The organism is Dehalobacter sp. CP, assembly GCF_047652685.1.
Taxonomy (GTDB): Bacteria; Bacillota; Desulfitobacteriia; order Desulfitobacteriales; family Syntrophobotulaceae; genus Dehalobacter.
The window spans coordinates 1,558,843-1,585,612 of sequence record NZ_CP157399.1 but is presented as its reverse complement, the minus strand read 5'-3'; the positions used below and the strand labels follow the sequence as shown (position 1 = coordinate 1,585,612).

At 46.5% G+C, this 26,770-nt stretch carries 17 protein-coding genes and 1 riboswitch; of the genes, 13 read left to right on the top strand and 4 right to left on the bottom strand.

Annotated elements, in window-relative coordinates; all coding sequences use genetic code 11:
- Positions 1-201: 201 nt before the first annotated feature.
- The 4 genes from AAH944_RS07860 to AAH944_RS07845 all read left to right on the top strand — a co-directional run bounded on the left by AAH944_RS07860 (position 202) and on the right by AAH944_RS07845 (position 13,302).
- Positions 202-1,035, top strand: coding sequence for a PHP domain-containing protein (locus AAH944_RS07860; protein WP_415534084.1), 834 nt, complete (start codon positions 202-204; stop codon positions 1,033-1,035).
- A 37-nt stretch (positions 1,036-1,072) separates the two neighbouring features.
- Positions 1,073-3,379: a DNA translocase FtsK gene (locus AAH944_RS07855; protein ID WP_415534082.1), complete on the top strand. Its 2,307-nt coding sequence runs from the start codon at positions 1,073-1,075 to the stop codon at positions 3,377-3,379.
- A gap of 314 nt (positions 3,380-3,693) precedes the next feature.
- Complete coding sequence (locus AAH944_RS07850; RefSeq protein ID WP_415534081.1) at positions 3,694-12,339, top strand: GH36-type glycosyl hydrolase domain-containing protein; 8,646 nt, start codon at positions 3,694-3,696, stop codon at positions 12,337-12,339.
- Positions 12,340-12,498: 159 nt separating this feature from the next.
- Positions 12,499-13,302, top strand: a complete 804-nt coding sequence (locus AAH944_RS07845; protein WP_415534079.1) for a TIGR00266 family protein — start codon at positions 12,499-12,501, stop codon at positions 13,300-13,302.
- A 160-nt stretch (positions 13,303-13,462) separates the two neighbouring features.
- Here the strand turns inward: AAH944_RS07845 and AAH944_RS07840 are convergent, their stop codons facing one another.
- Complete coding sequence (locus tag AAH944_RS07840; RefSeq protein WP_415534077.1) at positions 13,463-14,305, bottom strand: prohibitin family protein; 843 nt, start codon at positions 14,303-14,305, stop codon at positions 13,463-13,465.
- 234 nt (positions 14,306-14,539) lie between these two features.
- On the opposite strand from AAH944_RS07840, the gene AAH944_RS07835 reads away from it, so the two are divergent.
- The 3 genes from AAH944_RS07835 (at position 14,540) to AAH944_RS07825 (ending at position 17,802) form a co-directional block, all read left to right on the top strand.
- The gene (locus AAH944_RS07835; protein WP_415534075.1) at positions 14,540-15,526 is read left to right on the top strand and encodes a (Fe-S)-binding protein; all 987 of its coding nucleotides are present in this window, start codon (positions 14,540-14,542) and stop codon (positions 15,524-15,526) included.
- Positions 15,526-16,725, top strand: a complete 1,200-nt coding sequence (locus AAH944_RS07830; protein ID WP_415534073.1) for an LUD domain-containing protein — start codon at positions 15,526-15,528, stop codon at positions 16,723-16,725. The genes AAH944_RS07835 and AAH944_RS07830 overlap by 1 nt, the downstream gene beginning before the upstream one ends.
- Positions 16,726-16,917: 192 nt before the next feature.
- The gene (locus AAH944_RS07825) at positions 16,918-17,802 is read left to right on the top strand and encodes an ion transporter (RefSeq protein WP_415534071.1); all 885 of its coding nucleotides are present in this window, start codon (positions 16,918-16,920) and stop codon (positions 17,800-17,802) included.
- 90 nt (positions 17,803-17,892) lie between these two features.
- Here AAH944_RS07825 and AAH944_RS07820 read toward each other — a convergent pair whose 3' ends face one another.
- Entirely contained in the window at positions 17,893-19,449 is a 1,557-nt protein-coding gene (locus AAH944_RS07820; RefSeq protein WP_415534069.1) for an ABC-F family ATP-binding cassette domain-containing protein, read from the bottom strand.
- 295 nt (positions 19,450-19,744) lie between these two features.
- Here AAH944_RS07820 and AAH944_RS07815 point away from each other — a divergent pair, with 295 nt between their 5' ends.
- Entirely contained in the window at positions 19,745-20,575 is an 831-nt protein-coding gene (locus AAH944_RS07815; protein ID WP_415534067.1) for a class I SAM-dependent methyltransferase, read from the top strand.
- A 26-nt stretch (positions 20,576-20,601) separates the two neighbouring features.
- Here AAH944_RS07815 and AAH944_RS07810 read toward each other — a convergent pair whose 3' ends face one another.
- Together AAH944_RS07810 and AAH944_RS07805 are read right to left on the bottom strand one after the other, a co-directional pair.
- Positions 20,602-21,384, bottom strand: a complete 783-nt coding sequence (locus AAH944_RS07810) for an ABC transporter permease (RefSeq protein WP_415534065.1) — start codon at positions 21,382-21,384, stop codon at positions 20,602-20,604.
- Between the two features lie 31 nt (positions 21,385-21,415).
- Positions 21,416-22,387, bottom strand: a complete 972-nt coding sequence (locus AAH944_RS07805; RefSeq protein ID WP_415534063.1) for an ABC transporter ATP-binding protein — start codon at positions 22,385-22,387, stop codon at positions 21,416-21,418.
- A gap of 167 nt (positions 22,388-22,554) precedes the next feature.
- Positions 22,555-22,731, top strand: a riboswitch (cobalamin riboswitch).
- Between the two features lie 206 nt (positions 22,732-22,937).
- Here AAH944_RS07805 and AAH944_RS07800 point away from each other — a divergent pair.
- From AAH944_RS07800 to AAH944_RS07780, 5 genes are all read left to right on the top strand, one after another.
- Complete coding sequence (locus AAH944_RS07800; protein WP_415537825.1) at positions 22,938-24,311, top strand: cobyrinate a,c-diamide synthase; 1,374 nt, start codon at positions 22,938-22,940, stop codon at positions 24,309-24,311.
- Between the two features lie 113 nt (positions 24,312-24,424).
- Positions 24,425-24,979 (top strand): bifunctional adenosylcobinamide kinase/adenosylcobinamide-phosphate guanylyltransferase, encoded by a 555-nt coding sequence (locus tag AAH944_RS07795; RefSeq protein WP_415534061.1) that lies wholly within the window; start codon positions 24,425-24,427, stop codon positions 24,977-24,979.
- Positions 24,963-25,736 (top strand): adenosylcobinamide-GDP ribazoletransferase, encoded by a 774-nt coding sequence (gene cobS, locus AAH944_RS07790; RefSeq protein WP_415534059.1) that lies wholly within the window; start codon positions 24,963-24,965, stop codon positions 25,734-25,736. The genes AAH944_RS07795 and cobS overlap by 17 nt, the downstream gene beginning before the upstream one ends.
- Positions 25,733-26,128, top strand: coding sequence for a hypothetical protein (locus tag AAH944_RS07785; protein WP_415534057.1), 396 nt, complete (start codon positions 25,733-25,735; stop codon positions 26,126-26,128). Before cobS ends, AAH944_RS07785 begins: the two co-directional genes overlap by 4 nt.
- Positions 26,121-26,723 carry a histidine phosphatase family protein gene (locus AAH944_RS07780; RefSeq protein WP_415534055.1) on the top strand — a complete coding sequence of 201 codons (603 nt, stop codon included), beginning with the start codon at positions 26,121-26,123 and terminating at the stop codon, positions 26,721-26,723. Before AAH944_RS07785 ends, AAH944_RS07780 begins: the two co-directional genes overlap by 8 nt.
- Positions 26,724-26,770: the final 47 nt, after the last annotated feature.

Below are 26,770 nucleotides of genomic sequence, written 5' to 3'. Positions count from 1 at the left end.
ACGAAAGCTATTATATCGGAATTACTTGATTGTGTCAACGATAACATTTCAGTGTAAATAGTTCAGTCTGCATTTAAATTGATCGCCGATCATACATATAACAATCATTCAAATTATTTTGAAGGATTTTTGCCGTAAAAAACGAATAAAATAGTATAAAAGAAAACATTATAGCAAATCTTGGCGAGAGGATCGTTACGATTGAAAACTGACCTTCATATTCACACCAATCAGTCTGACGGAAGTCTCAAGGTTGAAGAGATTTTGCAAATTTCTTCTTTGAAAGGGATGGATGTTGTCGCCATTACCGATCATGAGACAACATCCGGTGTCACCAAAGCGCAAAACATTGCGTCGGATTACGGAATCCGGATTATACCTGGACTTGAGATGAATACCTATTACAAGAATCAGGAGATTCACCTGCTGGGCTATTACCGAGACATCAATAATGACTATCTTCAGGAAAAGCTTCGGCAAATCCGTAAAGAGAGAACTGCTGTTACAAAATTAATGCTCGGAAAGTTAAAAGATTTGGGACTGATGCTCGAATGGCAGGAGATTGAAAATACAGCAAGTTTTGAAGGCGTCATCAGCAAGTCTCATATTATTTACGCGATCTGGAATAAAACTGAACGTGATCAAAATCTCACTATTAATTGGGATAATCTTGTGTCCTGTCTCAGGCCCGGCGGAACAGCCTATATACCCTATGAAGGCAACCCCTTTCCTGATGCGGTTGATCTGATTCTCGAAACGGGCGGACTTCCTGTCCTGGCTCATCCGGGGCTAATCGACCAGTCCCTGACTGAGGATCTCTTGAGTTACAAGCCGATTGGAATTGAAGTCTATTACGGTTACTGGGTTCAACGTGAAGAGAAGATTACCTATTTTGAAAAACTGTCACGAAAATACAGGACTCTCGCAACAGGTGGCAGCGACTACCATGGCTTTTTCAGTCAGGTCGAAATAGGGGAGGTCCCGGTTCCGGAGAAATGCGTGCTTAATCTTATGGAATACCTGCAGATCGACTGAGATCAATGATAGCAATAAATTTTAGGAGTGGTAAACCTTGAGGCTGGTTGGAAGAATACTTATCAAAGCGCTTTCGCTGCTGTATTTTTTTATGTTTCTGATTGGGATCCTGGGCTATTTCGAGATCCAGGAGTTCTCGACCAATGTTTTTAGTTTCTTTAGAGAACTTCTCGGAAATTACGCGCTTGGACTGCCGCTGATTTGTTTTATTTTTGCGGTTGTTTGCTGGCTTATGTCCGGAACAAAGCGTGAACAGGAATTTGACGATGATGACGACGATGATGATGAAGATGATGAATATGATAACAGATATGAAGAATATAAACGGAAAAAGAATACAATGAAAGACCGGCCAGTTGACAAGGCCAGATCAGCTGAACAAGCTAGATCAGATGAACTGTCGAAAAGGATCAGTACCGCCAGATCCAGAGAAGTTCAGGCCAATCGGTTGGCGAATAAGGCGGCTTCTGAATCTGAGACAGGCATACCGGTAAGCTTGGCGCGCGAAAATGGCTTTTCATCCTATTTTGCCGAGCGTTTGTTTGTGAATGACGAACCGATCGCAACTGAGGATCACCTGGGACATTTGGGAGCAAATTTCTCTTCGTATTTTGGCGAAGGAAATAAACGTTTCTATATTTCAGAAAATACGGTCAGTATGAATGGATTTAAAGACTATTTCAAAGAGAGTAAGAAAGATGTCAGGAAAAACAATACATTTCCGCTAGAAAGCGTAGATAAGGAGAAGAATCAGGATACATTGTTTCAGAGAAACAACTATTTTCAGGAAAGGCAGCAAGTAGCTCCCGTAACGCAAGTGACTGCAGCTGCTCCCGTGACTGAAGAAAAAATTCACGGAAGTTTTTATAAGGCGTATGAATCAAAACCATCGGTAAATATATCTGAAGATATCTCTGCGGGATACGATTACGACGAAATCAAAACGAAAGCCTGGATACTGCCGCGGATCGAATTATTGCGGCACAGGGAAAACAGTACCGCAACAGCAGAACGCACAAACCCGGGGCTTCTGGAGGATGTCTTAAGCACATTCGGAGTGACCGCAAAAGTTACCAATATCACCGTCGGACCAGTCATCACACGTTATGAGCTCTCACCTGCTCCGGGAACGAAAATCAGTAAAATTGTTAATCTGGCAGATGATATTGCTTTGGCCATGGCTTCGAGAGATATCCGGATTGAAGCACCGATCCCGGGCAAAGCGGCTGTAGGGATTGAAGTGCCGTGCCAAAAGTCCAGGACCGTCTACTTTAGAGAAGTGATCGGATCTGAATCATTTATTGGTTCCGGCGGTAAGCTGAAAATTGCGCTCGGTAAAGATATTGCGGATCAGCCTGTTATCGGTGAGCTCGGAAAAATGCCGCATTTGCTTGTTGCTGGCGCTACCGGCTCCGGGAAAAGTATTTTTATCAATTGTCTTTTGAATTCGCTGCTGTTTTCCTATACACCGGATCAGGTCAAACTGCTTTTGATCGACCCCAAAATGGTTGAACTTAACCAGTATAACGGCATCCCCCATCTGCTTTCACCGGTCGTTACCGATCCGAAGAAAGCATCCAAATACCTTAAATTCATTGTCAGGGAAATGGAAGACCGCTATGAACTGTTTGCCTCTAGCGGTGTTCGTGACATTGACCACTTTAATAGGAATATGGATAAGCCGTTGCCTTACATTGTCGTCGTGATTGACGAGCTGGCCGATCTTATGATGGTAGCTGCCAATGAAATCGAAGAGGCTATTTGCCGACTTGCTCAAATGGCTAGAGCGGCAGGGATTCATCTGGTCATCGCCACGCAGCGTCCGTCGGTGAATGTTATTACAGGACTTATTAAAGCGAATATCCCAAGCCGGATCTCTTTTGCCGTTTCCTCGCAGATTGATTCCAGAACAATCCTTGATGGGGGCGGCGCCGAGAAATTATTGGGCAAGGGGGACATGCTGTATTCCCCGATTGGCCTGAATAAACCCCAAAGAGTTCACGGCTGCTTTATCGACGAGCAAGAAACAAAAAATGTCATCGAACATTGGAAAAAACAAGGCAGATCGGCTTATGAGCTCGATGAAAATCTGCTCGAAGAAACCACAACCACTGAAAAGCCAGATGAAGATCTTGACGAGCGTTTTGCTGAAGCCGGCGAGCTGGTGATTACATCCGGGATCGCTTCGGTATCTTATCTGCAAAGGCGGCTGAGAGTTGGGTATTCCCGGGCAGCCCGCTTGATGGATATGCTGGAGGACGCCGGCGTCGTTGCCCGCAGTGAGGGCAATAAACCACGGGAGATACTGATGTCCCTCGAAGAATTTCAAGGTTATTTTTCTTAAGACGACTATTTCTGCCTAATACAATACACTCAGTAATTCAAAAGAAAGGGCTGGATCAAAGCTTAGCTCAGCAAGACGCTTCAAATTCGAGGCGTCTTTCCTTTGTGCTCGGGCAGTTAGCCTCTAGGCTTACGGCAAGGAGCGGCGTATCGAGGATGATACATATTTTAAATACACTGTACTAGAGATGGACGAATACTGCGGTACCACGGATGGCGAAGAGCGGCGATTTGCCCCAGCAGGCTGCAAATTACGAATTATGCCCGCAGAAATGGACATAATGAGTAAAGAAAAAAATATGTTGGGGTTGAAATATGAAGATCTCGGAACTTGCTCAATTCCATAACTGGCTGGGGCTTACCCCTAGAGGTCGGAGCCTGCTGCCGGTTATTAAAAGACAAAGTGCCTATATCCGTGAAGCTTATTCTCCAATCAATGAATATTACTATGAAACGGAAGACGTCATTCCCGCAGCAGAATGGTACCTGGACAACTACTACATTATCAGCGAATTGATCACAGGACTGACCAAGGATATCTCCAAAGAATATGAAAGCAAGTTGCAGTATTTAAAAGGAGGGGATAACGCCGGTTACCCCAGAATTTATCTAATTATAGCTGAGTTTCTAAAACAGTGTGAACATGAATTAAATTTTGATCAATTAAAGGCGTTTATTACCGGGTATCAGGAAGAGGCGCCGCTTTCATCTGCTGAGATATGGGCTGTTCCAATGATGTTAAAAGTACTGCTGCTGGAAAAAGTCTACTATCAGATTGAGCGTATTCTTTATATCCAGGCCGAAAGAAGAAAAGCTGATGATTGGTTAAAGACTGTATTTGACGGAAGCACAGACGCTGAAACGCCCGCAGCTGAGATGCCTCCTGCATCTGGGCATGATCCGGAAGACGTGCTCACGGCAATTTTTATGGAAAGAATCTCCAGAAAGCTTAAGGAACATGGCCTAGAAGCTAAAATACTGTACAACTGGCTTGATAATGCGGCCAGCAGACAAAATACAACGGTGGAGAAGGCCGTAAATTCAGAACATCATTTTCTGACAGCCCAGGGAGCGGCCATGGGCAAACTTGTCACGGATATCAAACAGATTAACGCTGAGAACTGGTCTGCTTTTTTCGAAAATGTCAGTCTGGTACAGCAAACCCTTCAAAAGGATCCGGCCCGAATATTTGATAAGATGGATTTTGATTCCCGGGACAAATACAGGCATGAAATAGAAGGTCTGGCAGGAAAATATAAAGTTACAGAAATTATTGTGGCCAGAACATTGGAAAAATTAGCTGCCCAGAACCAGTCTGCGCCTTTTAACCATGTTGGTTATTACCTGTTTGGTTCCGGCAAGGTGCGCCTGGAAAAGGAGCTGGCCGACAGTTGGGGCAGGGTAAAAAAGTCTTTTCATGGCATATACTGTTATCTGAAATTAAAACCTGCCTTGTCCTACCTTGGGTTAATATTTCTGGCGACACTGATACCTTTTTTTATTTTTCTCGATCTGACAAAAAACAATTCTGGCAATGTATCGTCGGGTAGTATGCTTCTGGGCCTGATTGGAGCGCTGGTCCTGATCAATGGCATGGCTGTCTGTCTCATTAATCGTTTGTTCTGCAGGATGCTGTCTCCGAACTTTCTGCCGAAATTGTACCTGGATAACGGGATACCGGAGCAATACAAAACCATTGTTGTAATCCCGGCAATTTTCAATCATCCGTCCAAAGTCCGGCAGCAAATGAAACAACTGGAAACACACTATTTAAGCAACCGGGATCAGAACTTGTGCTTTGCCGTTCTCGGTGATTTTGCAGATGCCCCTGCGGCCAAACAGCTTGGGGATGATGAGATCATTCAGGCAGGTGTCAAAGCGGCGGCAAAACTGAATGACAAATATGGGGAAGAGCGTTTTTTCTATTTTCACAGGGAAAGAAAATGGAACGAAAAAGATAAGACCTGGATGGGATGGGAAAGAAAAAGGGGAAAGCTGATTGAATTCAACCGGCTGCTTCTGCACGAGGGAGAGACGAGTTACTTTATTCAAACAGGAAAGCCGGAAGCCATGCAAGGAATCCGCTATGTTATCACGCTGGATGCCGATACAATACTGCCCAGAGATTCTGCACGCAAGCTGATTGGTACAATTGCGCATCCGATGAATGAAGCAAGACTGGCTGACAACGGCAAAAGTATCGCCTATGGCTATGGTATTATTCAGCCGCGGATCGGTCTTACGGCGGCAAGCGCGTTTGCTTCGCCTTTTGCCAGGGTGTTCACCGGAACAGCAGGCATTGATCCTTATACGTGCGCGATTTCAGATATCTATCAGGATCTCTTTGGAGAAGGAATATTTACAGGAAAAGGCATTTATGATCTGAAAGTATTTCACGCCGTGACCCAAAATGCCTTTCCGGATAATAGGATCCTGAGTCACGACTTAATTGAAGGTCTCTATGCGCGCACAGCCTTAGCGACGGATATTGAGTTTTTTGACGGATATCCGACCAAATTCCTGTCGCATACCAAAAGGACGCATCGTTGGATAAGGGGAGACTGGCAAATTGCGCGTTATATGTTTCAGCAGGACTTTTCCGCTGTATCCCGCTGGAAGATTTTTGACAATCTCAGACGAAGTCTGGAAACGCCTTTTCAGATAATTATTCTTTTTTTAGCCGTTACCGCATTGCATCAGTTCTCCAACCAGCTGGCGATTTTAGTCCTGCTGAGTTTGAGTTTACCGCTGCTTCTGAACATTGGCGGACGCCTTATCGACGGCAGTATAACCTTCAGGATCTTTAAGTTTGAGCTGAAACTAGGAATCAGCCAGATCCTGTTTAGCATCGCGGTGCTGCCGTATCAAGCGTATAATCAACTGGATGCCGTATTTAGGAGTCTTGGGAGACAAATCATCACCAAACGCAATTTACTCGAATGGGAGACGGCTGCAGATTCTGAAACGCATCTTCAGTTAGACCCCTGGAATTTTTATCATAGAATGGCGCGCGGCATCGTGATGAGCCTTTTCTTTCTATCCGGTTATTTTTATGTGAGCTCGCTTACGGGGATAATCCTAACAATCTTGTTGATCAGCTGGCTGGCGTCGCCATGGCTTGCCTACCGAATGAGTCTGCCCTATGCCGATTCTATCACAGAGATTTCCTCCGAAGACCGCAGGGTGCTTCGTATGTTCTCCCGGCAGGTCTGGGCTTATTTTGATCTTTTTGTCAATGCGGAAAACAATTATCTGCCTCCGGATAATATCCAGCTGGAACCGCATAAAGGAGAGGCCTGCAGGACATCACCTACCAACATCGGGCTGGCGCTGCTGGCTAATCTTACAGCCGGAGATCTCGGCTATGTAACCACGGAAAGAATGCTGAGCCGGGTCAGGAATACGCTCCGGACGATCCAAGGAATGCCAAAATGGAATGGGCATATCTATAACTGGTACGATACGCAGACGCTGGAACCGCTTCACCCGATCTATATTTCCACGGTCGATAGCGGCAATATGGCAGGCTATATGATCGCGCTGAAAAACGGTCTGGCCGAGATTTCAGGGAAACCACTGATCGGGCAAAACATGCTGCAGGGGTTCATGGATACTTATCTGCTGAGTCAGGAGAATGCCGGCACGGTGGATCCTGACGTCAGGGGATCTTTTGGCACAGAACTGAAAGCCATCATGGCAAGTGAGCGAGCTGAAAAAGCCGGAGCGTTCGCAGGAATAACAGACCTTCAAACTTGTTATGCATTTGTAGACAAATGGGCAAAACTGACGCGCAATCATCTCGGAAATCCGGCAGATCAAAACGGAAATAGGGCTGAGAAACCCGAAACAGACCTCAGGCTGATCACAAAAGATTTTTGGCCGGAGGCTTTGGCTCGGATGCTTCAAGACGGAAAAAATGCGCTGGAATATTTTTTCCCGTTTCTGACCCTGCCTGACCTGCCTGATTCTTTGCGAAAGCTCGGGCAGTACCCAGTCAAATCTCTTATCCGGGAATATCTGGGCTTGCTGAACAATCTGGAAACCGCCGGTAAGGAATTACAGCCTTATCTCTATCGCGGGCTTAAACGAGCCGTTTTGACTTTGCTCCGGGCTGGGAAGCTACAGAAAGATCTTCATCATTTTGTGTACAGAATGAATTTCAAGCCCTTGTTTGACGACCAGATCAAGCTGTTTACGATCGGCTACAATTTAACAGAGCGGAAACGGGATAAATCCTATTATGACCTGCTGGCCTCGGAAGCCCGGCAGACCAGCCTGTTGGCAATTGCCAAAGGGGATGTGCCTCAAAGCCACTGGTTTAAGATGGCCCGGCCGCTGACCAGAATAAACGGCAGGCGCTGTCTGGTATCCTGGAGCGGAACCATGTTTGAGTTTTTAATGCCTTCTATCCTGTTTAAGGGCTATCGTGGAACGCTCCTTGATGAATCCTATCGCTCTGTGGTAAAGATTCAACAGGCGCATGCGGAAAAGGCCAAAATGCCGTGGGGGATATCCGAATCGGGATTTTTCTGTTTTGATATCCAGAACAATTACCAATATAAAGCTTTTGGCGTTCCGGGCTTAGGCCTGAAAAGAGGATTGTCCAAGGATATGGTCATATCCCCGTATTCGACTTTTATGGCGCTGCCGATTGATTTTAAAGCAAGTATGGAAAACCTCCGTTTGATGAAAAATAAAGGCTATAACGGTGTATTCGGACTGTTTGAAGCGATTGACTATACCAAAAGCAGGGTTCCGTATAATGAGGAATCCAGTATCGTCAAGAGCTATATGTCTCACCACCAGGGGATGAGCCTGATCGCCTTAGGGAATGTCCTTGGAGCAAACAGGATGCAGGAGCGTTTCCACCGGGAACCGGTCATCAAATCGATTGAAATGCTGCTGCAGGAGCAGGTTCCGCTGAAAGAATATACGTTTAATCCGATGATCGAAGAAAACGGGGAAAAGGAAGTCCGCGCTATTTCCTGCAAACTCGGAGAGAAACCTGTGGTCTACCTGAGTCCGAATACCCGGGTTCCGCGCTGCAGTTTCATTTCGAACCGGGAATATGCTGTCATGCTTACGCTTTCCGGTACAGGCTACAGTCAGTATAATCATCTTTTTCTGACCCGCTGGCGCAAAGATCCCGCCATGGACAGGTACGGAACATTTCTCTATGTCCAAAATCTTAATTCGGGAAATCTTTGGTCGGCTACAGCCAAACCGGTTCAGACCCAGCCTGAGGAATACAAGGTAACCTGTTTTCCGAATACGGTCAAGTATATCCGCAAGGACGGAAATATCATCACGCAGACAGATGTATTCGTCGCCCCTGAGGATCCTGTAGAGATCAGGCGAATCACGCTGACCAATCAAAGCAGTTATTCCAGGGATCTTCAGCTGACAAGTTATATGGAAGTTGGTTTAGATGAACTCTCGGCGGATATGGCTCATCCCGCCTTCAGCAAGCTGTTCATCCAGACAAAGTATGAAAATAATACCCTTGTCGCTTTTCGGCGGCCGCGGCATTTGCACAACGCGGAACATTATATGATGCATACTTTGTTCAGTGAAGGAAATATGTTTGGGGAAACCGAGTATGAGACGGACAGAGTCAAATTTATCGGACGCGGACGAACACTGGCCGATCCCAGGGTCATGGATATTAATCAGCCTTTGTCCAATTCGGTAGGAGCGGTTCTTGATCCGATCTTAAGTCTGCGGGCCAGGGTGAGAGTTGATCCGGGAAGAACAGTATCTGTCTATTTCCTGACCGGATATGGAAACACGTTGGAATCCGTCCTTCAGCTTGCCCAGAAATACCGCAGCAGCTATGTGATCACGCAAGCCAGGGAATTGGCATGGTCGCAAAATCTAATGGAATTAACGAACCTTCAACTGTCTTTTGGAGAAGCCAATATGATTTCAAGTCTGGCCGGGCAGGTCATCTACGGCTGCCCAATCCGGAAAAGCCCCGCAGCATCGAATCAGCTTGGACAAACTTCTCTCTGGTCTTATGGCATATCGGGTGACCTGCCGGTTGTCATGCTCAAGATTCAGGATAGCAGCCAGCTCAAGCTGGTCGATCAAATCCTGACCATTCATGAATATTGGAAAATCAAAGGCCTCTACATCGACTTGGTTATTTTCAATGAGGACGAAACGGGATACTTTCAGGCAACCCAGGAAGTGATCATGGAAAAAATCAGCATCAGTCATGTTCGGAAACTTGTCAATAAACCCGGAGGCGTATTTCTCCTAAAAAAAGATCAGCTTTCCGGGGAGGCTGATATTCTGCTTCATACCGTCGCCAGCGTCATATTTTCCGGCGAAAACGGATCTTTAAACCACCAGATCATGAAGTGTCTGCGGGCTGGTGAAAAGATCATAGACGAACCGGCTGCCAGTGAACAAACTTCTGGCGAAAGAATCACAATAGAACAAATCGCAGGCAACCGTATTACCAGCGGGCGGTCAGAAAAAGACAGCCTGCCTGTACAGAATGTATGTAAAACGCACCGCACTGTCCTGGAGAGTAAAAAGACAGAAGGCTTTAAGTTCTTTAACGGCTATGGCGGATTTACGGACAACGGAAAAGAATACGTGATCATTAATGAGAAAGGTCAGCCAACCCCGCTGCCCTGGGTCAATGTAATCGCGAATGAAAAATTCGGGACAATTATTTCTGAAGCAGGGGCGAGCTATACCTGGTCTCAAAACAGCAGGGAGTACAAACTATCCCCGTGGTCAAACGATCCGCTGCTCGATGTCAGCGGGGAGGCTGTCTTTATCAAGGATGAGGACTCCCAAGAGCACTGGTCGCCTCTGCCGCAGCCGGCGAGGGACAGCCAGCCGTATCTTATTAGGCATGGTCAAGGGTATACGGTGTTTGAACATTTCAGCTTTGGAATTAACCAGGAAACGACGGTCTTTATCCCGCTGGGGAAGAACCTGAAAATTACAGCGTTGAAGTTGACCAATAAAAATACGCTGCCAAAACGCCTCTCTGTCTATTATTATTTGGAATGGGTGCTGGGAGTCAACCGGGAACAAAACATGCCTTATTTGCTCACCGAGCTGCACGATACGACCATCTTCTGCCGGAATGTCTACCAGGAAGAGTTTGCCGGAAGAGTGGCCTTCATCACCGGTTACGGTGCGGATTATCAAGCGTCAACGTCTGACCGTGCTGAATTCCTGGGCGCTGCCGGCAGCCTGGTAAAACCGGCAGGGATATCGGCTGTCCTTTCAGGTAAGATGGGTACGAACATCGACCCATGCGCAGTTCTTCAGCTTCAAGTAACCTTGGATCCTGGAGAAGAAAAAACGGTCTGCCTGCTGCTCGGGGATGAACAAAATAAAGAAACGGCACTTTCATTGATTCAGTCTTTTTGCAGTCCGGACAGCGTCACAGAGGCGTTTCAGGGCGTGTGCCGCTATTGGGATGATATTTTGTCGCGTATCCAGATCTTGACTCCAGAGCCGTCCTTTGATCTGCTGGTAAACCGTTGGCTGCTTTATCAGACCATTGTCTGCAGGATTTGGGCCCGGTCGGGATTTTATCAAACAGGCGGGGCTTACGGCTATAGGGACCAGCTTCAGGATGTCATGCCCCTGGCCGTCATCAAACCGGAAATAACCCGCAAGCAGATTATCCTGCACAGTTCCAGACAGTTTCCGGAGGGAGATGTACAGCACTGGTGGCATCCGGAGACCGGCAAAGGAATCAGAACAAAATTCTCAGATGACTTATTGTGGCTGCCTTACGTAACAGCAGACTATCTGGAGCATACCGAAGACTTCAGTATTTTAGAAGAGGTAACAAGCTTTCTAAAGCTCGAAGCCCTCGGGGAAAACGAAGATGAGCGTTATGCCATTCCGGAGACTTCGGAGCAGAGCGGTTCAGTATATGAGCACTGTGTGCGCGCGATAGACCGCAGCCTGCGCTTTGGCGGGCACGGCCTGCCTCTGATCGGAACCGGGGACTGGAATGACGGTTTTAGTGCGATTGGCAGGGAAGGGAACGGAGAAAGCGTCTGGCTTGGCTGGTTTATTCTGGCAGTTCTTAAAAAGTTTATCCCGGTTTGTGCCAGAAAAGATGATAGCGAGAGAGTTGAAAAATATACCGGAATCGTCAACGAATTACAGGAGAGTATGGAGAAATATGGCTGGGATGGCTCCTGGTACAGGCGTGCTTATTATGATGACGGATCTCCGGTAGGTTCAATCACAAGCTCCGAGTGTCAAATTGATGCGATTGCCCAGTCCTGGTCCATTCTGTCCGGAAGTGCTTTAAAAAGCAGAGCAGCTGATGCCATGCTGGCAGTAGAAAGATATCTCTGGGATAAGGACGCAGCCCTGTTAAAGCTGCTGACACCACCATTTGATAAAACGGATAAAAATCCCGGATATATCAAAGCCTATATTCCCGGAGTCAGAGAGAACGGTGGACAATATACCCATGCGGCTGCCTGGGCGGTTTTGGCGTTCAGTAAACTTGGCAGCAGGGATAAGGCGATGGAACTGTTTCAGATGCTGAATCCGGTCAACCACGCCCGTACCGGTATCGAAGTCAGTCAATATAAGGCAGAGCCCTATGTGATCGCTGCCGATGTGTATGCGGTTCAGCCGAATGTCGGAAGAGGCGGATGGACTTGGTACACCGGCGCTGCCGGATGGATGTATCAGGCGGCCCTGGAGGGTATTCTCGGGTTGCAGATTGCAGGGGACAAACTATCGTTAACCCCGTGTGTCCCGTCTAACTGGGAGTCATACTCCCTGACCTACCGGCATAAGAATTCAACGTATCAAATTACGGTAAAGTGCCGGCAGCCGGCAGGTGCTGAAACTGGTGAAAGTATGACGTCTACTAAGATTAAAGTCGATGATAAAGTTCAGGATCATTTTCCAATTGCGTTAAGCGACGACGGCAAATACCATGTCGTTGAGATTTCCCTGTAAATCAGGAAGACTTTCCTGTGAATCGTCAAGATTTTCTTAGGAAAATAAAAGTGAAAGCAGGATTTTAGCGTTTTGTATGGAAATTGATTGGTAAAATTGAATAAATACAAAGATGAACAAAAGACAGCTAAAAGATAATCAGGAAAGAGAGGAGTTAGCATGGGAAAAGCTCACGAAATCGAATATAAGATCTACGGGGATGACATGCAGTTTGTTGAGGTTGAATTGGACCCGGCTGAAAGTGTGATTGCGGAAGCAGGAGCCTTAATGTTTATGGAACCGGGCATTCAGATGGAAACCATCTTTGGGGACGGATCCGGACAGGGAGAAAACAGGGGACTTACCGGGAAACTATTTGGAGCAGGAAAAAGGCTTCTGACAGGAGAAAGCCTTTTTATGACCCTATTTACCAACTGTGGGGCAGGCAAAGCGCATGCTTCTTTTGCGGCCCCTTATCCCGGGAAAATCATCCCGGTTGATCTGACTGCGTATCATGGTAAAGTAATTTGTCAAAAGGATGCCTTTCTGTGTGCCGCAAAAGGGGTAGCGATCGGCATCGAATTCAACAAAAGACTCGGAACCGGATTCTTTGGCGGTGAAGGATTTATTATGCAGAAACTTGAGGGAGACGGCCTGGCTTTCCTGCATGCCGGCGGGACCATTGTCGAGAGGGAGCTTCGGCCGGGAGAAACCCTCAGGGTCGATACCGGCTGTCTCGTCGGAATGACGGGCAGCGTTTGCTATGATATTCAGTTTGTCGGAGGCATTAAAACTGCTTTTTTTGGCGGGGAAGGACTATTCTTTGCAACTGTTTCCGGCCCCGGCAAAGTTTGGCTGCAGTCTCTGCCATTCAGCCGTCTCGCGGACAGAATTATAGCTTCCGCACCGAGGCTTGGCGGGGCCCAGAAGGGCGAGGGGAGTATCCTTGGAGGACTTGGGAACCTTCTGGATGGAGATAGATAAAAGATAAAAGAAAAAAGAAAAATGATTTGATGGGATCATCGGAATTTCCAATAAAAAAACAGCTCGTATTCCTTTGAAAGAATGCGGGCTGTTTCATCATTACCTAATGATATTAAAATCCCTAAATATCTAAATATACTGAGTTAATTATTCCATATAATTATTTGCTCAGATTATTGATATCGATAAACGGAACAGCGCCGCTGCCTGTCACGGTCGGCAGTTTGCCGTCCCACTTCTTAATCGCTTCAAGCTGAGCTTCAATTTTACGCAGTTCCACCAGTTCAGGGGTAATAACATCCTTCTGCAGCTTCAGGGCTTCTGCTTCGGCCTTGGCCTGTTCAATCTGCTGCTGGGCTTCGACTTGGATTCTCTGGAGATCGAGGTTTGCTTTTAAGGCTTGCTGTTCAGCGATCTGTTTCTCCTCAATAGCCTGATTGAATTGATCACTGAAGTCAAATTCGGTGATGTTGATATCGTCCAGTCCCATATAGTAAACGGCAAGCTTCTTGCCAAGTATCTCTTTGACTTTGGCGCTGACTTCCGAACGTTTAGAGATCAGCTCTTCCGCGGTGTACTGAGCGGTTACAGCCTTGAGCGATTCACTGACGGCCGGGTCGACAACTTTTTCTTTATATTCCAGGCCTACATCCTGGTAGAGCTTGTTGACATTTTCCGGATTAAGCCGGTAATTGACAGCGATCGTTGTATTCACGACCTGAAGGTCCTTGGAAGAGGTGGTTTGGTCAGACTGGTCTTTCTGAAGCCGGACTTCAACTGGAATAATATCCTGGATAAATGGTACAATGATGTGGAATCCTTCATCCAAAACGTACGGCATAACTTTACCAAGCTGGACGATAACGCCCCGGTGGCCAGGTTCAACGATTACGTAGCCTTTGAAACCGATCATGGCGGCAATGAGCGCAATAATAAGTACAATTGGAATAATTTTTATCCAGAATCTTCTTCTGGGTTTGGCCGGAGTGATGTTTTCCTCCATAGAATTCTCCTCTTTTCTGGTTTTGTCTGGAAACTAATTTTATCTTATCATATCATATGAGGGGAGTGAAGGCCAGAATATGCAGGGTGTTATTTCTTCACATGTTTTAAAGTTACAGATCATTGTATTACCCGAATTATGAATACATAATACATTTTTGCTGGGCATTTACTATTATCTTTTTTTTGTATTAAATAATTGATGTACCCATTTCATTAGAAGGGCTGTGAGATTTTGCCTAAGAAGAAAAAACTGCCGCCTGTTTTGGCGTTAATCAGAGATAATATTGTTGAATATCAGAACCCGCTGGCTTTGAAGCCAAAGGAGATAGCTTCCTGGGTAAAAGATTTAAAGCTGCCCCAAAAAGGTGAGATCCTGTTTTATACAGGCAGTGAATATCAGCTTTTGCCGTATATTGATTCACTTGTCAAGACACTGATTTATGTCGATTCGTCCAGCAGCCTCTTCTCCTGGCTGATGGGAGCAAGAAAGATTGTGAATAAGACCGGTATTAATGCGGAGAAGATCTATGCTTCTGTCTTGGCCAAAGACAAAGAAAGATTCTATTCTGTAAATTATAAAGCCGCAATCATTTTGCAAAAGCTTGGTTATGATCTTTGCTATGACCCTCAGGCAGATATGTATACCGGTGCTTTGCTGGATGAACTTGGTTTTTGGCAAGAATTAAAGTCCTATGCTGCAGTCTTGGCTGAACGCATTAGAAAGACCGAAGCAAAAGTTGTTGTCTGCACTTCGCCGCATGCAGCGGAAATGTTCAAGCTCGTTTATCCAAAATTGGTTAACTTTCCGGATATTCAGGTGAAGACTTTTATCGAATTAGTCTGGGAAAAAAGGCATTTGCTTCCTGCTGTTGATGAAAAGGACCCGGTGGTTATCCATGATTCCTGCCGGATGGCCAGGGAACTTGGCATATCCCAGGAGATCAGAGATGTTCTGGATGCAGTCGGTGTAAAATATATCGAGCCGCTGCGCTGCAGAGAGTGGACAACCTGCTGCGGAGGCCCGAGTAAAATGCTGTTTCCCGAGATATCCAAAACCATTTCCAAACGCAGAGTCGTTGAATTGGCGGATACCGGAGCAAAGCGGGCTTTGATATCCTGCCCATACTGCTTATCTTCACTGGAAAGCGGTGTCGATAAGAATCATCCGATGATCATGGATGATATGGTTGAATTCTTATTTAGGGGGTTTAAAGATTAATGACTGACTTGAATAAAGAAATTGGCGCCTACACCAAGAATTTGAATAAAGCAAGTAAAGACCCTAATATTAACCGGGCGATCACCAGAGCTGTAAAATCCTACCGGGAGACGGTATCTTCAACCATGGATCGCTATCCGCACACGGAAAAGCTTGCCGAGGAAGTCCGGGAAATTAAAGCCTATTCGATGCAGCATAACAAAGCGCTTATGGAGCAGGCCATGGAAGCAATTGAAAGAAATCATGGCAAGGCTTTCTTTGCCAAAGACAAGGATGAAGTTTTCCGTATTCTCGATGAGATTGTCGGTACCGGCAAAGTGATCGTGAAAGGCAAGAGTATGCTGGGCGAAGAGCTTAAACTCAGACATGGGCTGGAGAAAGCCGGGAACGAGGTTTGGGAAACCGATCTTGGGGAATTCATTCTTCAGCTGAAGGATGACCGTCCGATGCATATTCTGTCTCCGGCAATCCATGTACCCAGAGAACAGGTTGCCGAGATCTTTACCGACTTCTTTAAAAAGGAAGTGCCTCCCGATATTGCTCAGGAAGTTGGGGTCGTACGGGAATTCTTAAGAGAGAAATATTTCACTGCCGATATTGGAATCAGCGGCGCCAATGTGGTTGCTGCCGATACCGGTCAGGTTGTTATTATTGAAAATGAAGGAAATGTCCGGCTTTGTACGGGTGCGCCGCCGGTACATATTGTCATTGTGGGCATTGAAAAACTTGTACCGTCTTTCCTCGAGGCCATGATGACAGCTGAGGTAACGTGGAGATACGCCCAGTACGGAGCACCGAGCTATGTCAATATTATCAGCGGCCCGAGCAAGACCGGGGATATCGAGAAGGTTACGACTTACGGCGCTCATGGACCGAAAGAATTTTATGTCATTTTTGTTGATAACGGCCGGAGCAAAATGATGGCGGAGGAACATTTCAGCCAGGCTTCGCACTGCCTGCGCTGCGGCGGCTGCATGTATGAGTGCCCTGTTTTCCAGGTCACAGCCGGGCATTATGGCAAGACCTATTTGAGCGGCATAGGATCCGTCTGGACGGCCTTCGTTGAAGGCGGAGCAGATGATGCTGCTCCGATGCTGTACACCTGTTTGCGCTGCGGACGTTGTGTGGAGCGCTGCCCGATGCAGATCGACGTACCGAGCATGGTCGGAGAACTGCGAAGTAGGGTTGTATCATCTTAGACTTACCAGAAAGCTTACCTCAAAGAATAGGGGTAAGCTTTTTTTAGCGGCCACGAATGGCATGGAACGACGATTCCATTCTTATAAATAATTGCATGCAGAGCTACGGAAGACGTATTTTGGAAAATAATATGCTATAATACAAAAAAATTATTCTTTTTAAGGTATTTAATTATAACTGGAGAATAAAAAATGGTAAAAGAATCGCATAGAGACAAGACGGAAAAAGTGAAGACTGGGGAAAATAATAAAAATCTTTCGCTCAAAGACAGATTATTTACGATCGTATTCGAGAACGATACCTGGGCAGGAAGGTCTTTTGACATTGCGCTGCTCTGGCTGATACTGCTGAGTATCTTAGTTGTCTGTTTGGAGTCGCTGCCGAATCTGAATCAGGATTACCGCACAATTCTCTCTGGTACGGAATGGGTGATCACGTTTCTCTTTACAATTGAATATATCATCAGAATCTGGGTCGTAAGAAATAAACTAAGATATCTGAAAAGTTTCTTTGGCGTAACCGACTTACTGGCAATCTTGCCAACGTATCTGAGTATCTTTATTGCCGGTAGCCAGTTTGCTTTAATTTTTAGGGTCTTTCGTCTGCTGAGGATCTTTCGGATCTTAAAGCTCGGCCGGTACGTCGGTGAATCATATTCACTGATCAATGCACTAAAGGCCAGCCGCTATAAAATTATTGTCTTTCTGCAGGCGGTCCTCGTTGTGGTTGTAATCGTTGGGACAATGATGTATTTAATCGAAGGGGAAACCAGCGGATTTGACAGTATTCCGGCCTCAATCTACTGGGCGATTGTGACCCTTACGACCGTCGGATTTGGCGACATTACACCGGTCACACCTTTGGGAAGGATTGTTGCCTCCATGCTGATGCTTCTTGGTTATGGCGTAATTGCCGTACCTACCGGCATCGTCTCAGCAGAGCTAGCGAAAAACAGAAACGTAAAAGCATCTACACGAACTTGTCCGAACTGCCGCCTGGTTATTCAGGACGAAGGGGACAACTACTGCAAAAACTGCGGCCTTCTACTAGAGAAAAAGGAAAACAATAAAGTATAAATATATATTGATACTTTATTGTTCAAGTTTTTAAACAATCTACCCTTGAAAATAGAGCGGATGAAGCAAAATCTGTGAAAGTTTACCGCCTCAGACGACTTTTGTCGTCCACTTCTCACAGTTCCAGACTTCGGTGACGATATCCTGGTAAAATTCAGGTTCATGACAAATGAGAAGCAGGCTGCCTTTATAGGCCTGGAGCGCTCGTTTCAGCTCCTGTTTGGCTTCGACATCGAGATGGTTGGTCGGCTCGTCGAGCAGCAGAAAATTTGTTTCTTTATTAATCAGTTTGCAGAGCCGTACTTTGGCCTGCTCACCGCCGCTCAAGACCAGGACTTTGCTTTCGATATGCTTCGTCGTTAAACCGCACTTAGCCAGCGCTGCCCGCACTTCGTACTGCGTATAGCCGGGGAAGTCCGACCAGAATTCTTCGATACAGGTCTTATAATTAGCGTCCTTGATTTCCTGTTCAAAGTAGCCGGGAAAGAGATAGTCTCCAAGTTCAGCCTGGCCTGAAAGGGAAGGGATTTCACCGAGAATGCTCTTTAAGAGTGTGGTTTTGCCGATCCCGTTAGCTCCGGTCAAAGCAACCTTCTGGCCGCGTTCCAGGGAAATGTTGATCGGACGGGAGAGCGGTTCGTTATAGCCGATCACCAGATCAGAGGTTTGAAACACGAGCTTGCCGGAAGTCCTGGCTTCTTTAAAGTTGAATACCGGTTTGGGTTTGTCCTTGGCCAGTTCGATCCGGTCCATTTTATCGAGCTTTTTCTGGCGGGACATCGCCATATTCCGGGTGGAGACTCTGGCTTTGTTACGGGCGACAAAATCCTCCAGGTCGGAGATTTCCTGCTGCTGTTTTTTATAGGCCGCTTCGAGCTGCTGTTTCTTTGTTTCGTAGACATTCAGGAAATTCTGATAGTCTCCGACATAACGGTTTAGCTGCAGGTTGTCCATATGATAAATCAGGTTGATCACGCTGTTTAAGAATTCCATGTCGTGCGAGATCAGAATAAACGCATTTTCATACGCCAGAAGGTAGCGTTTCAGCCATTCGATGTGTTGTTCGTCAAGATAGTTTGTCGGCTCATCCAAAAGCAGAATATCCGGCTTCTCCAGCAGCAGTTTGGCCAAAAGCACTTTGGTTCGCTGACCGCCGCTTAAGTCATCTACGTCCTTATCGAGACCGATATCCTGCAGGCCCAAGCCGCGGGCGGTCTCCTCGACCTTGGCATCGACAATATAAAAATCATTGTTGTTCAAGGTTTCCTGAATCAATCCCATCTCTTCAAGCAGCACTTCCAGCTCCTCGGATGAAGCGTCGCCCATTTTATCACAAATCGCCAGCATCTCAGCTTCCAGTGCAAAAAGATACTGAAAAGCGTCCTTCAGAACATCGCGGATCGTTGCTCCTTTAGCCAGAACCGTGTGCTGGTCAAGATAACCGACTCTGACCCGTTTGGACCATTCAATCTGGCCTTCATCAGGCTCGAGTTGGCGTGTAATGATGTTCATAAACGTTGATTTTCCTTCACCGTTCGCCCCGATCAAACCGATATGCTCCCCCTTCAGCAGGCGGAAAGATACATTTTGAAAAATGGCTCGGTCGCCAAAGCCATGACTCAAGTTTTTAACAGTCAGAATACTCATGTTTTCTTATCTTCCTTTTTACATAAATTCGTAAATAATACGATCAGGCAATCGCAAGACCATCCGTATTGCTCATCCTTGTGATAGCGGTCAATATCTTTATTAGATTATCAAATCTGCCTAAGGAGAGCAAGTCAAAAATATGGCAGCGCAGAAACGAATGGGTATCATGCTTTATTGACAAGAAGGGCAGCCAGCATGATGATATTTGCTTAGGACTGAGTTGATGGTAATATTAGATGTAAGATGCAGTTTTGATCCGTTTGAGTGGATCATAAATATAAAGGTGGAAGCGATGGGTATTGATTATTTTGATCAAATTTGGCAAACGAAAGATTCCAAAAGCAGTTATAAAGAAGGAAGCGCGGATTCCTGGGACAACAGGGTCGAAGAATTTACCGGCATCGAACCGGATGATAGAATTATGAAAATGATTGAGCTGCTTACCGTAGAAAGAATGCTTCGAGAAGACAGCACTGTTCTGGATATCGGCTGCGGACCCGGCCGTTTTGCAGCGGAATTTGCCCAAAGAGCGAAAACCGTAACCGGTGTGGATATTTCGCCGAAAATGCTGCGAACCGCCAGAGACTATGTGGCGGCCCGGGAACTTCAAAATGTTGATTTCATTGAGATGGACTGGCGGCAAGACGACTTGTTTGCAAGACAGTGGAATCAAAAGTTCAGCCTGGTAACGGCCATTATGTCTCCCGGCATTGACAGCAGGAAAAGCCTCGAGAAAATGATCGCAGTCAGCAGTGAATATTGTTTTTTAAGTCATTTTGTTGAACGGCATGATTCCATTAGTGACGAACTGAAAAGACGGTTTCTTCCGCCCCATATGGAAGATGTATACGGCAACAAAGGATTGTACTGCTGTTTCAATATTCTCTGGCTCAAAAAACTTTATCCTGAAATTACCTATATCGAGACAGCAAGGGAAAGTGTCCGCACATTGGATGAAGCGAACCGTCATTACATCACCAGACTTGGCATGAAGACAGATTTGACTGATGAGCAAAAAGCAGACATCAGGAATTATATTCAAAGCAAAGCAGAGAACGGGCTGATCAGAGAAACGGTCACAGGGAAGATTGCCTGTATTTATTGGAAAGCTGCAACCGTCTAGATCCCCAAAATCAAAAAAGAGTTCGTTTATTGAATAAGCTTCTTTTTAACCATGACCAGCGGGAAAGGAAGCGTCAGCAGCGTAACGGCTAAGAGCCAGATGATATGGCCGGTGATTGCCGGAGTAACCTGTCCCAGAACCAATGGACGCACCGTTTCAACGGCATGGTACAGCGGCGTTAGCCACGGAAGAAAACGAATGGCGGCGGGCAGGCTTTCAATCGGGAAAAAGATCCCGGCAAACAGGAACATTGGAGAAATCAGCAGCGTAAAGAAATAGCCGAAAGAGTCATAATTGGGAGCGAGACTCGTCCAAATTAAAGAGAGATTGGAAAAGATGACGGACATGAGGATCAGGGGGACAAAGATGAGCAGGGCATACGGGGAGCGGACGATGCCGAACAAAGCGACGACAATAGAGAAAACCGCACCGTAAAGAACGCCTTTGAACGTGCCGTACAGGATTTCGCCGAGGACGATGTCGTCCATGCTTACCGGCGTAACAACCATGCTGTGAAATATTTTCTCCTTGGACATCCGGGTATAGCTGTTGTAGGTCATTTCATAAGTCACAGCAAACATCGCTGAAGATGCGATCAGCCCCGGAGCCAGAAAATCAAGGTAGGAAAGCCCGTTGATCTGCGTAATATAAACGCCCAGACCAAAGCCCATGGCCCAGAGATAAAGCAGCGGCTCCAGAAAATTAAACATCAAATTGGCTTTCCAGGTTTTGCCGAAAACCTTCAGATTCCGCAGAAATACCTTGAAGGTCAGTACGGGGTTAAGATCAGGCATTTTTATTCTAATCATATTCTTCCTCCATATCATCAGTACGCTAATCCTACTCCTCAAACTGACTGCGCTTACCATGCAGCGTTTCGCCGGTTAACTTCAGAAAAACGTCTTCAAGGTTAGTGGGCCTCAGCCGTTGATAGCTGACAGGAAGGTGTTCACCGACAATTCTTTGATTCAGGTTGTCAGCCATGGCTGGTCCGTTATCAGAATAGAGGACCAGATCATCTCCAATTTGTTGAAAAGATTTCCGCCACTCAGAGCTCCAGTGCAGGAGCTTATTTTGCATATCTGGACTTACCCCGAGTTCCAGCGCATATTGCCCGACATGCTTATCAATAAGATCTTCCGGTACACCTTGCTCGAGAATTTTTCCCTGATTGATGATGATCAGTCGGTCGCAGAGATGACTGGCTTCTTCAAGATAGTGTGTTGTCAGCAGCATGGTCGTACCACTTTCTTTTAACTGCCGCAGACGCTGCCAGACCATATGACGGGCGTACGGATCAAGCCCGGTGGTTGGCTCATCGAGAATCAATAGCTCCGGACGGTTGATCAACGCTCGTCCAATTGTCAGGCGTCGTTTCATGCCGCCGGACAGCTCGTCGACGACTGCATTGGCTTTACTTCGAAGATCCATAAAGTCCAGGATTTCAAAAGCCCGTTCCCTGGCTATACTACGCGGCAGACGATAATAGGAGGCATAGACCAGCAGGTTTTCCAGAACCGTCAGTTCCGGGTCAAGGTTGTCTTCCTGGGCAACAACACCGAGACGTGCTTTAATTTCCCGGGAATGCTTCGAAACATCCTGGCTGAAAACCGTCAGATGGCCCTCTGTTCTCGGGGACAAGCCAAAGACCATTCTGGCTAGGGACGTTTTGCCGGCGCCGTTTGGACCAAGAAGTCCAAAACACTCTCCCTGCCGGACAGTAAAAGAGATATTGTCAACGGCAGTGAAATCTCCGAATCGTTTGGTTAGGTTTCCGGCTGAAATGATATCGGCTGGAAGAGAATAAGACATGAAGAGGTACCTCCGCGAATTGCTGTTCTTTTTTCCTAGCGTATCAAAAGGAAGGCGGAAGAGCAAGGCCGGGTCTGTGAAAATATCAAATATCATGTAGGGAGAAGGCAAGGAGAAGACTATATACTGTTCTGCAGATTGCGGGTGGACACGTTGTGCGTCTTCTGGTATAATGGTATCGCTTAGGTTGCATTATTTTGCAATAATAGGGAAACAGGTGAAATACCTGTACGGTCCCGCCGCCGTAAGGTGGAGCAAATTCAAAGTTGCCACTGTTTACAATGGGAAGGCTGAATTTGCTTTGAAACCGAGTCGGAAGACCTGCCTGAGCCATTTTGCACTGTTTTCACGGAGGATGAAAGGTGTAGCATACGAATCATGCAGAAGTGTTTTGGACTGTTTGCAGATTGTGTAAGTAAAACCTCTTCCAACCGCCGGTTAGAGAGGTTTTTTGATGTCCATGGATGGACGAATGCCGCGATGCCAAGGACGGCAAGGAGCGGTGATGTCCACGGACCATCTCAGCTTCGATAGAAATGGAGAACAAGTCATGAAAGCCGTTATTCCACGTATTATGTTTGCGGCTGCAGGCAGCAGCAGCGGCAAGACCACCATCACCTGTGCGGTATTACAAGCTCTTCTGGAGCAAGGAGTTAATCCTGCTGCGTTTAAATGTGGGCCGGACTATATTGATCCGATGTTTCATACCGAAGTCATTGGGACAAAATCACGGAATCTGGATTTGTTTATGCTATCGGAAGAGGTATGCCGGTATTTGCTGGTCAAGAATTCCGAACAGTCACAAATCGCTGTTTTAGAAGGAGTAATGGGTTATTATGACGGGCTAGGCATTGGCAGTACCGTGGCAAGTTCTTACCATTTGGCTGCAGTAACGCAAACGCCTGTTATCCTTATTGTCAATTGTGCCGGTTCAGCAATCTCAATTGCAGCCTTGATCCAAGGATTCTGCCATTTTAGACCGGACAACGGGATCAAGGGCGTTATTCTGAATAATCTTACACCTTCCCTATACCCGCAGTATAAGGAAATGATCGAAAAAGAGACGGATATCCAGGTGGTCGGTTACTTTCCGAAGCTCAAAGAATGCGCGTTGGAAAGCAGGCATCTTGGATTAATTACAGCATCGGAAGTGGAAGACCTGCAGCAAAAAATGAAATTACTGGCCATACAGGCCAGAGAATCCATCGATCTGAAACAGCTGCTGCGTATTGCAGGCAGGGCCGCGGAAATAGACTATCATGAGGCCGGGATCGAGAGAATCTCTGCTGTTAAAGTCGCCGTAGCCAGAGATAAAGCCTTTTGTTTTTATTACCAGGACAGCCTCGACCTTTTGGAAACATTGGGAGCGGAACTGCAGTATTTTAGTCCGCTTGATGATCAAGCTGTACCGGAATGTGACGGACTGATTCTCGGCGGTGGTTATCCGGAATTATATACCGGACAGCTGGCCGGGAATACATCGATGCTGGCAAGCATCAGGCATGTTCTCTCCAATAATACTCCCTGTATAGCTGAGTGCGGCGGGTTCATGTATTTATTGGAACGTATTGCTGACAAGGACGGCAAACCTTATCCAATGGCAGGATATTTAGAAGGGGATGCTGTACTGACGGATAAACTGAACCGTTTCGGTTATATTACACTGACGGCGCAAAAGGACAACTTGCTGTGCGACAAAGGCGGCAAGATTAATGCGCATGAATTTCATTACTCTGATTCGACGGCCAATGGCGGCGGTTTTACGGCAGTCAATTCGTCCGGGAGCAGAACGTGGGACTGTATCCATGCCGATGAGAACCTCGTCGCCGGTTACCCTCACCTTCATCTCTGGGGAAACTCTGAGTTTGCGCGTTCGTTTATCCGGAAATGCAGCGACTTTCAGGCTGCCAGGATGGGTTCGTAAGACGTGCGTAAACAGGAAGAATTTGAATCATTTGCTGAATGGAACGATAGCTGATATAAAACGACAGCTGATATAAAGGGATATTTTTGTGAAAGGAAAGAGGCGGTGAGTAAATGTTGGCTTTGGTCAGCGGAGGCGTTGCCAGCGGAAAGTCTGAAATAGCAGAAAACTTAGCTGTCAGTTTGAATAAAGGAAAAATGGCCTATATTGCAACAATGGCTGCCTCAGATGAAGAGTGCCGCAACCGGGTTGTCAAGCACCGTCGGATGCGGGACGGCAAAGGGTTCAACACTTTTGAGTTTCCTTACGGACTTTCCGAGAAAATCCCTATTTTAAGCGGCTGCGATATCGCTTTACTCGAGTGCATGGGCAACCTGATTGCCAACGAAATGTATTTGCAGGAGCGCAGCCCGCAGGATGCTATTGAATGCATTCGCAATGATATCCGGCTGCTAGCGGCGACCGTACCGAATACCGTCATCGTAACCAGTACGATATTTGAGGATTTCAAAGCCTATGATGATTTTACGGCCGGCTATATCCGTGTACTGGCTGAAATAAATTCGGCAATTGCCGTGGCTGCAGATGTCGTGATTGAATCCGTCTGCGCGATCCCGGTTATCCATAAAGGAATGAAGGAGCTTTCCGGTTATGAAAATCTTGTATGAATCGTTTGTTGCAGCTTTTTCGATGTTTTCTAAAATTCCGATGCCTCAAATCGACTGGAACGAGAAGAATATGCGTTATTCTTTTATCTTCTTTCCTGTGGTCGGGGCTGTCATTGCCTTTGCTCTCTATTTCTTGTTTCTATTGTTGGAATATTTCGGATTCAGTCCCGTCTTTTTTGCTGCTGCAGCTGTGTTTGTTAACGTCATGATCACTGGCGGAGTTCACCTCGACGGTTATTGTGACACGACAGATGCCTTGAATTCCCATAAGGACCAAGAGGAAAAGCTTCGAATCCTTAAGGATCCTAATGTTGGAGCCTTCGCGCTTATCTATACGTCTGCTGTCCTTCTGCTGCAGTTTGCGGCGTGGTATGAGACCTATCTGAAACCGGACTTTTTCTTACTCGTTCTTGTTTCTTTTATCCTGTCACGTTCGATGGCTGCTTTAGCGGTTGTCTCCTTTCCGTGTGCCAGAGATACAGGACTTGCTGCAATTTTTGCAGGTTATGCTTCGAAGAAAGCGGTAAGAATCATTAGTTGCTTTATGGCTTTATTATCGATTGCGATGATGCTGTATGTAAGTGTGATTATCGGGATCATTGCAGTTCTGTTTATTATGCTGTCCTTTTACTTATTTAACCTCATGGTTCAAAAACATTTTGGGGGTATAACCGGCGATCTGGCAGGCTTTTACATTGTAGTAAGCGAAACAGGAATACTTCTGATTTCGGCAATAGCAGGAGGCGTTATACTATGATTTTGGTGATCGGAGGCGCTAGTCAGGGAAAATTAGAATTTGTCAGGAGCAAATGGGATATCGCTTCGGCAAACATTACGGACGGAGGGACTTGCAGCTTCGAAGAGGCTTTTCAGCGTCCGGTGCTTGACCATCTGCATCTGCTGATCAGACGTTTGCAGGAAGCCAGCCTTGATGCTCGGAAATTTATCGCTGACGGAATCGAGCAGCACCCTGGCATGATTCTGATTTGTGATGAATTAAGCTCAGCCGTGGTGCCGGTTTTAAAAGATGACCGGGAAATGCAGGAAACGACCGGGAGGGTCCTTTGCGCGGCCGCCCAGAAAGCGGCTAAGGTCTATCGTGTCTTCTGCTCCGTTCCGGTTCTGATTAAAGGTGAAGAGCATGACTAAGTTCCTGTACCTGATCCGGCATGGCAAGACGGAAGGAAATCTGAGACGCAAGTATATCGGAATTACGGATGAGCCTTTATGTGAACAGGGGATCTCCGAAATCCGTGAGTATATTGCTGCCGGCCACTATACGGCGGTTGAACATGTCTTTGTCAGTCCAAGGCTCCGCTGCCTTCAGACCAGGGAGCTGATCTATCCGGATATTCCTTATAGTACAATGCCCGAACTTGCGGAGTGCAGCTTCGGTATATTCGAAAACAAATCGTATGAACAGCTGAGGGACCTTGCCGAGTACAAAAGCTGGATCGATGGCGGCGGGAAACAGCAAGTCCCGGGCGGGGAACAGCCGGAAATGTTCAGGTCCCGCTGCCTGGAAGGTTTTAACCGTGTGATGCAGGAAGTAGATGAAGCCGGAATCGAAAAGGCCGCACTGGTTATTCACGGCGGTACGATCATGATGCTGCTTGAGGCATTTTCTCCCGAAGTATTTGATTTTTACCATTGGCAGATAAAGAACGGCGAAGGCTATCAGCTGACGATTGATCAGGCTTTATGGACCGAAAAGAAGAAGCTGGCGGCGATATCGAAGATCTAGGGGATAAGAATATAAAGGTCCGAAGTTGATCGCCCGCTTGTTTTGGT

Bases quoted from the DNA above. Each gene is read 5' to 3' on its own strand.
- AAH944_RS07845 (WP_415534079.1), top strand. From the start codon at position 12,499: ATGGGAAAAGCTCACGAAATCGAATATAAGATCTACGGGGATGACATG.
- AAH944_RS07850 (WP_415534081.1), top strand. From the start codon at position 3,694: ATGAAGATCTCGGAACTTGCTCAATTCCATAACTGGCTGGGGCTTACC.
- AAH944_RS07785 (WP_415534057.1), top strand. From the start codon at position 25,733: ATGATTTTGGTGATCGGAGGCGCTAGTCAGGGAAAATTAGAATTTGTC.
- AAH944_RS07800 (WP_415537825.1), top strand. From the start codon at position 22,938: ATGAAAGCCGTTATTCCACGTATTATGTTTGCGGCTGCAGGCAGCAGC.
- cobS (WP_415534059.1), top strand. From the start codon at position 24,963: ATGAAAATCTTGTATGAATCGTTTGTTGCAGCTTTTTCGATGTTTTCT.
- AAH944_RS07815 (WP_415534067.1), top strand. From the start codon at position 19,745: ATGGGTATTGATTATTTTGATCAAATTTGGCAAACGAAAGATTCCAAA.
- AAH944_RS07825 (WP_415534071.1), top strand. From the start codon at position 16,918: ATGGTAAAAGAATCGCATAGAGACAAGACGGAAAAAGTGAAGACTGGG.
- AAH944_RS07840 (WP_415534077.1), bottom strand. From the start codon at position 14,305: ATGGAGGAAAACATCACTCCGGCCAAACCCAGAAGAAGATTCTGGATA.
- AAH944_RS07805 (WP_415534063.1), bottom strand. From the start codon at position 22,387: ATGTCTTATTCTCTTCCAGCCGATATCATTTCAGCCGGAAACCTAACC.
- AAH944_RS07830 (WP_415534073.1), top strand. From the start codon at position 15,526: ATGACTGACTTGAATAAAGAAATTGGCGCCTACACCAAGAATTTGAAT.
- AAH944_RS07795 (WP_415534061.1), top strand. From the start codon at position 24,425: ATGTTGGCTTTGGTCAGCGGAGGCGTTGCCAGCGGAAAGTCTGAAATA.
- AAH944_RS07820 (WP_415534069.1), bottom strand. From the start codon at position 19,449: ATGAGTATTCTGACTGTTAAAAACTTGAGTCATGGCTTTGGCGACCGA.
- AAH944_RS07810 (WP_415534065.1), bottom strand. From the start codon at position 21,384: ATGATTAGAATAAAAATGCCTGATCTTAACCCCGTACTGACCTTCAAG.
- AAH944_RS07780 (WP_415534055.1), top strand. From the start codon at position 26,121: ATGACTAAGTTCCTGTACCTGATCCGGCATGGCAAGACGGAAGGAAAT.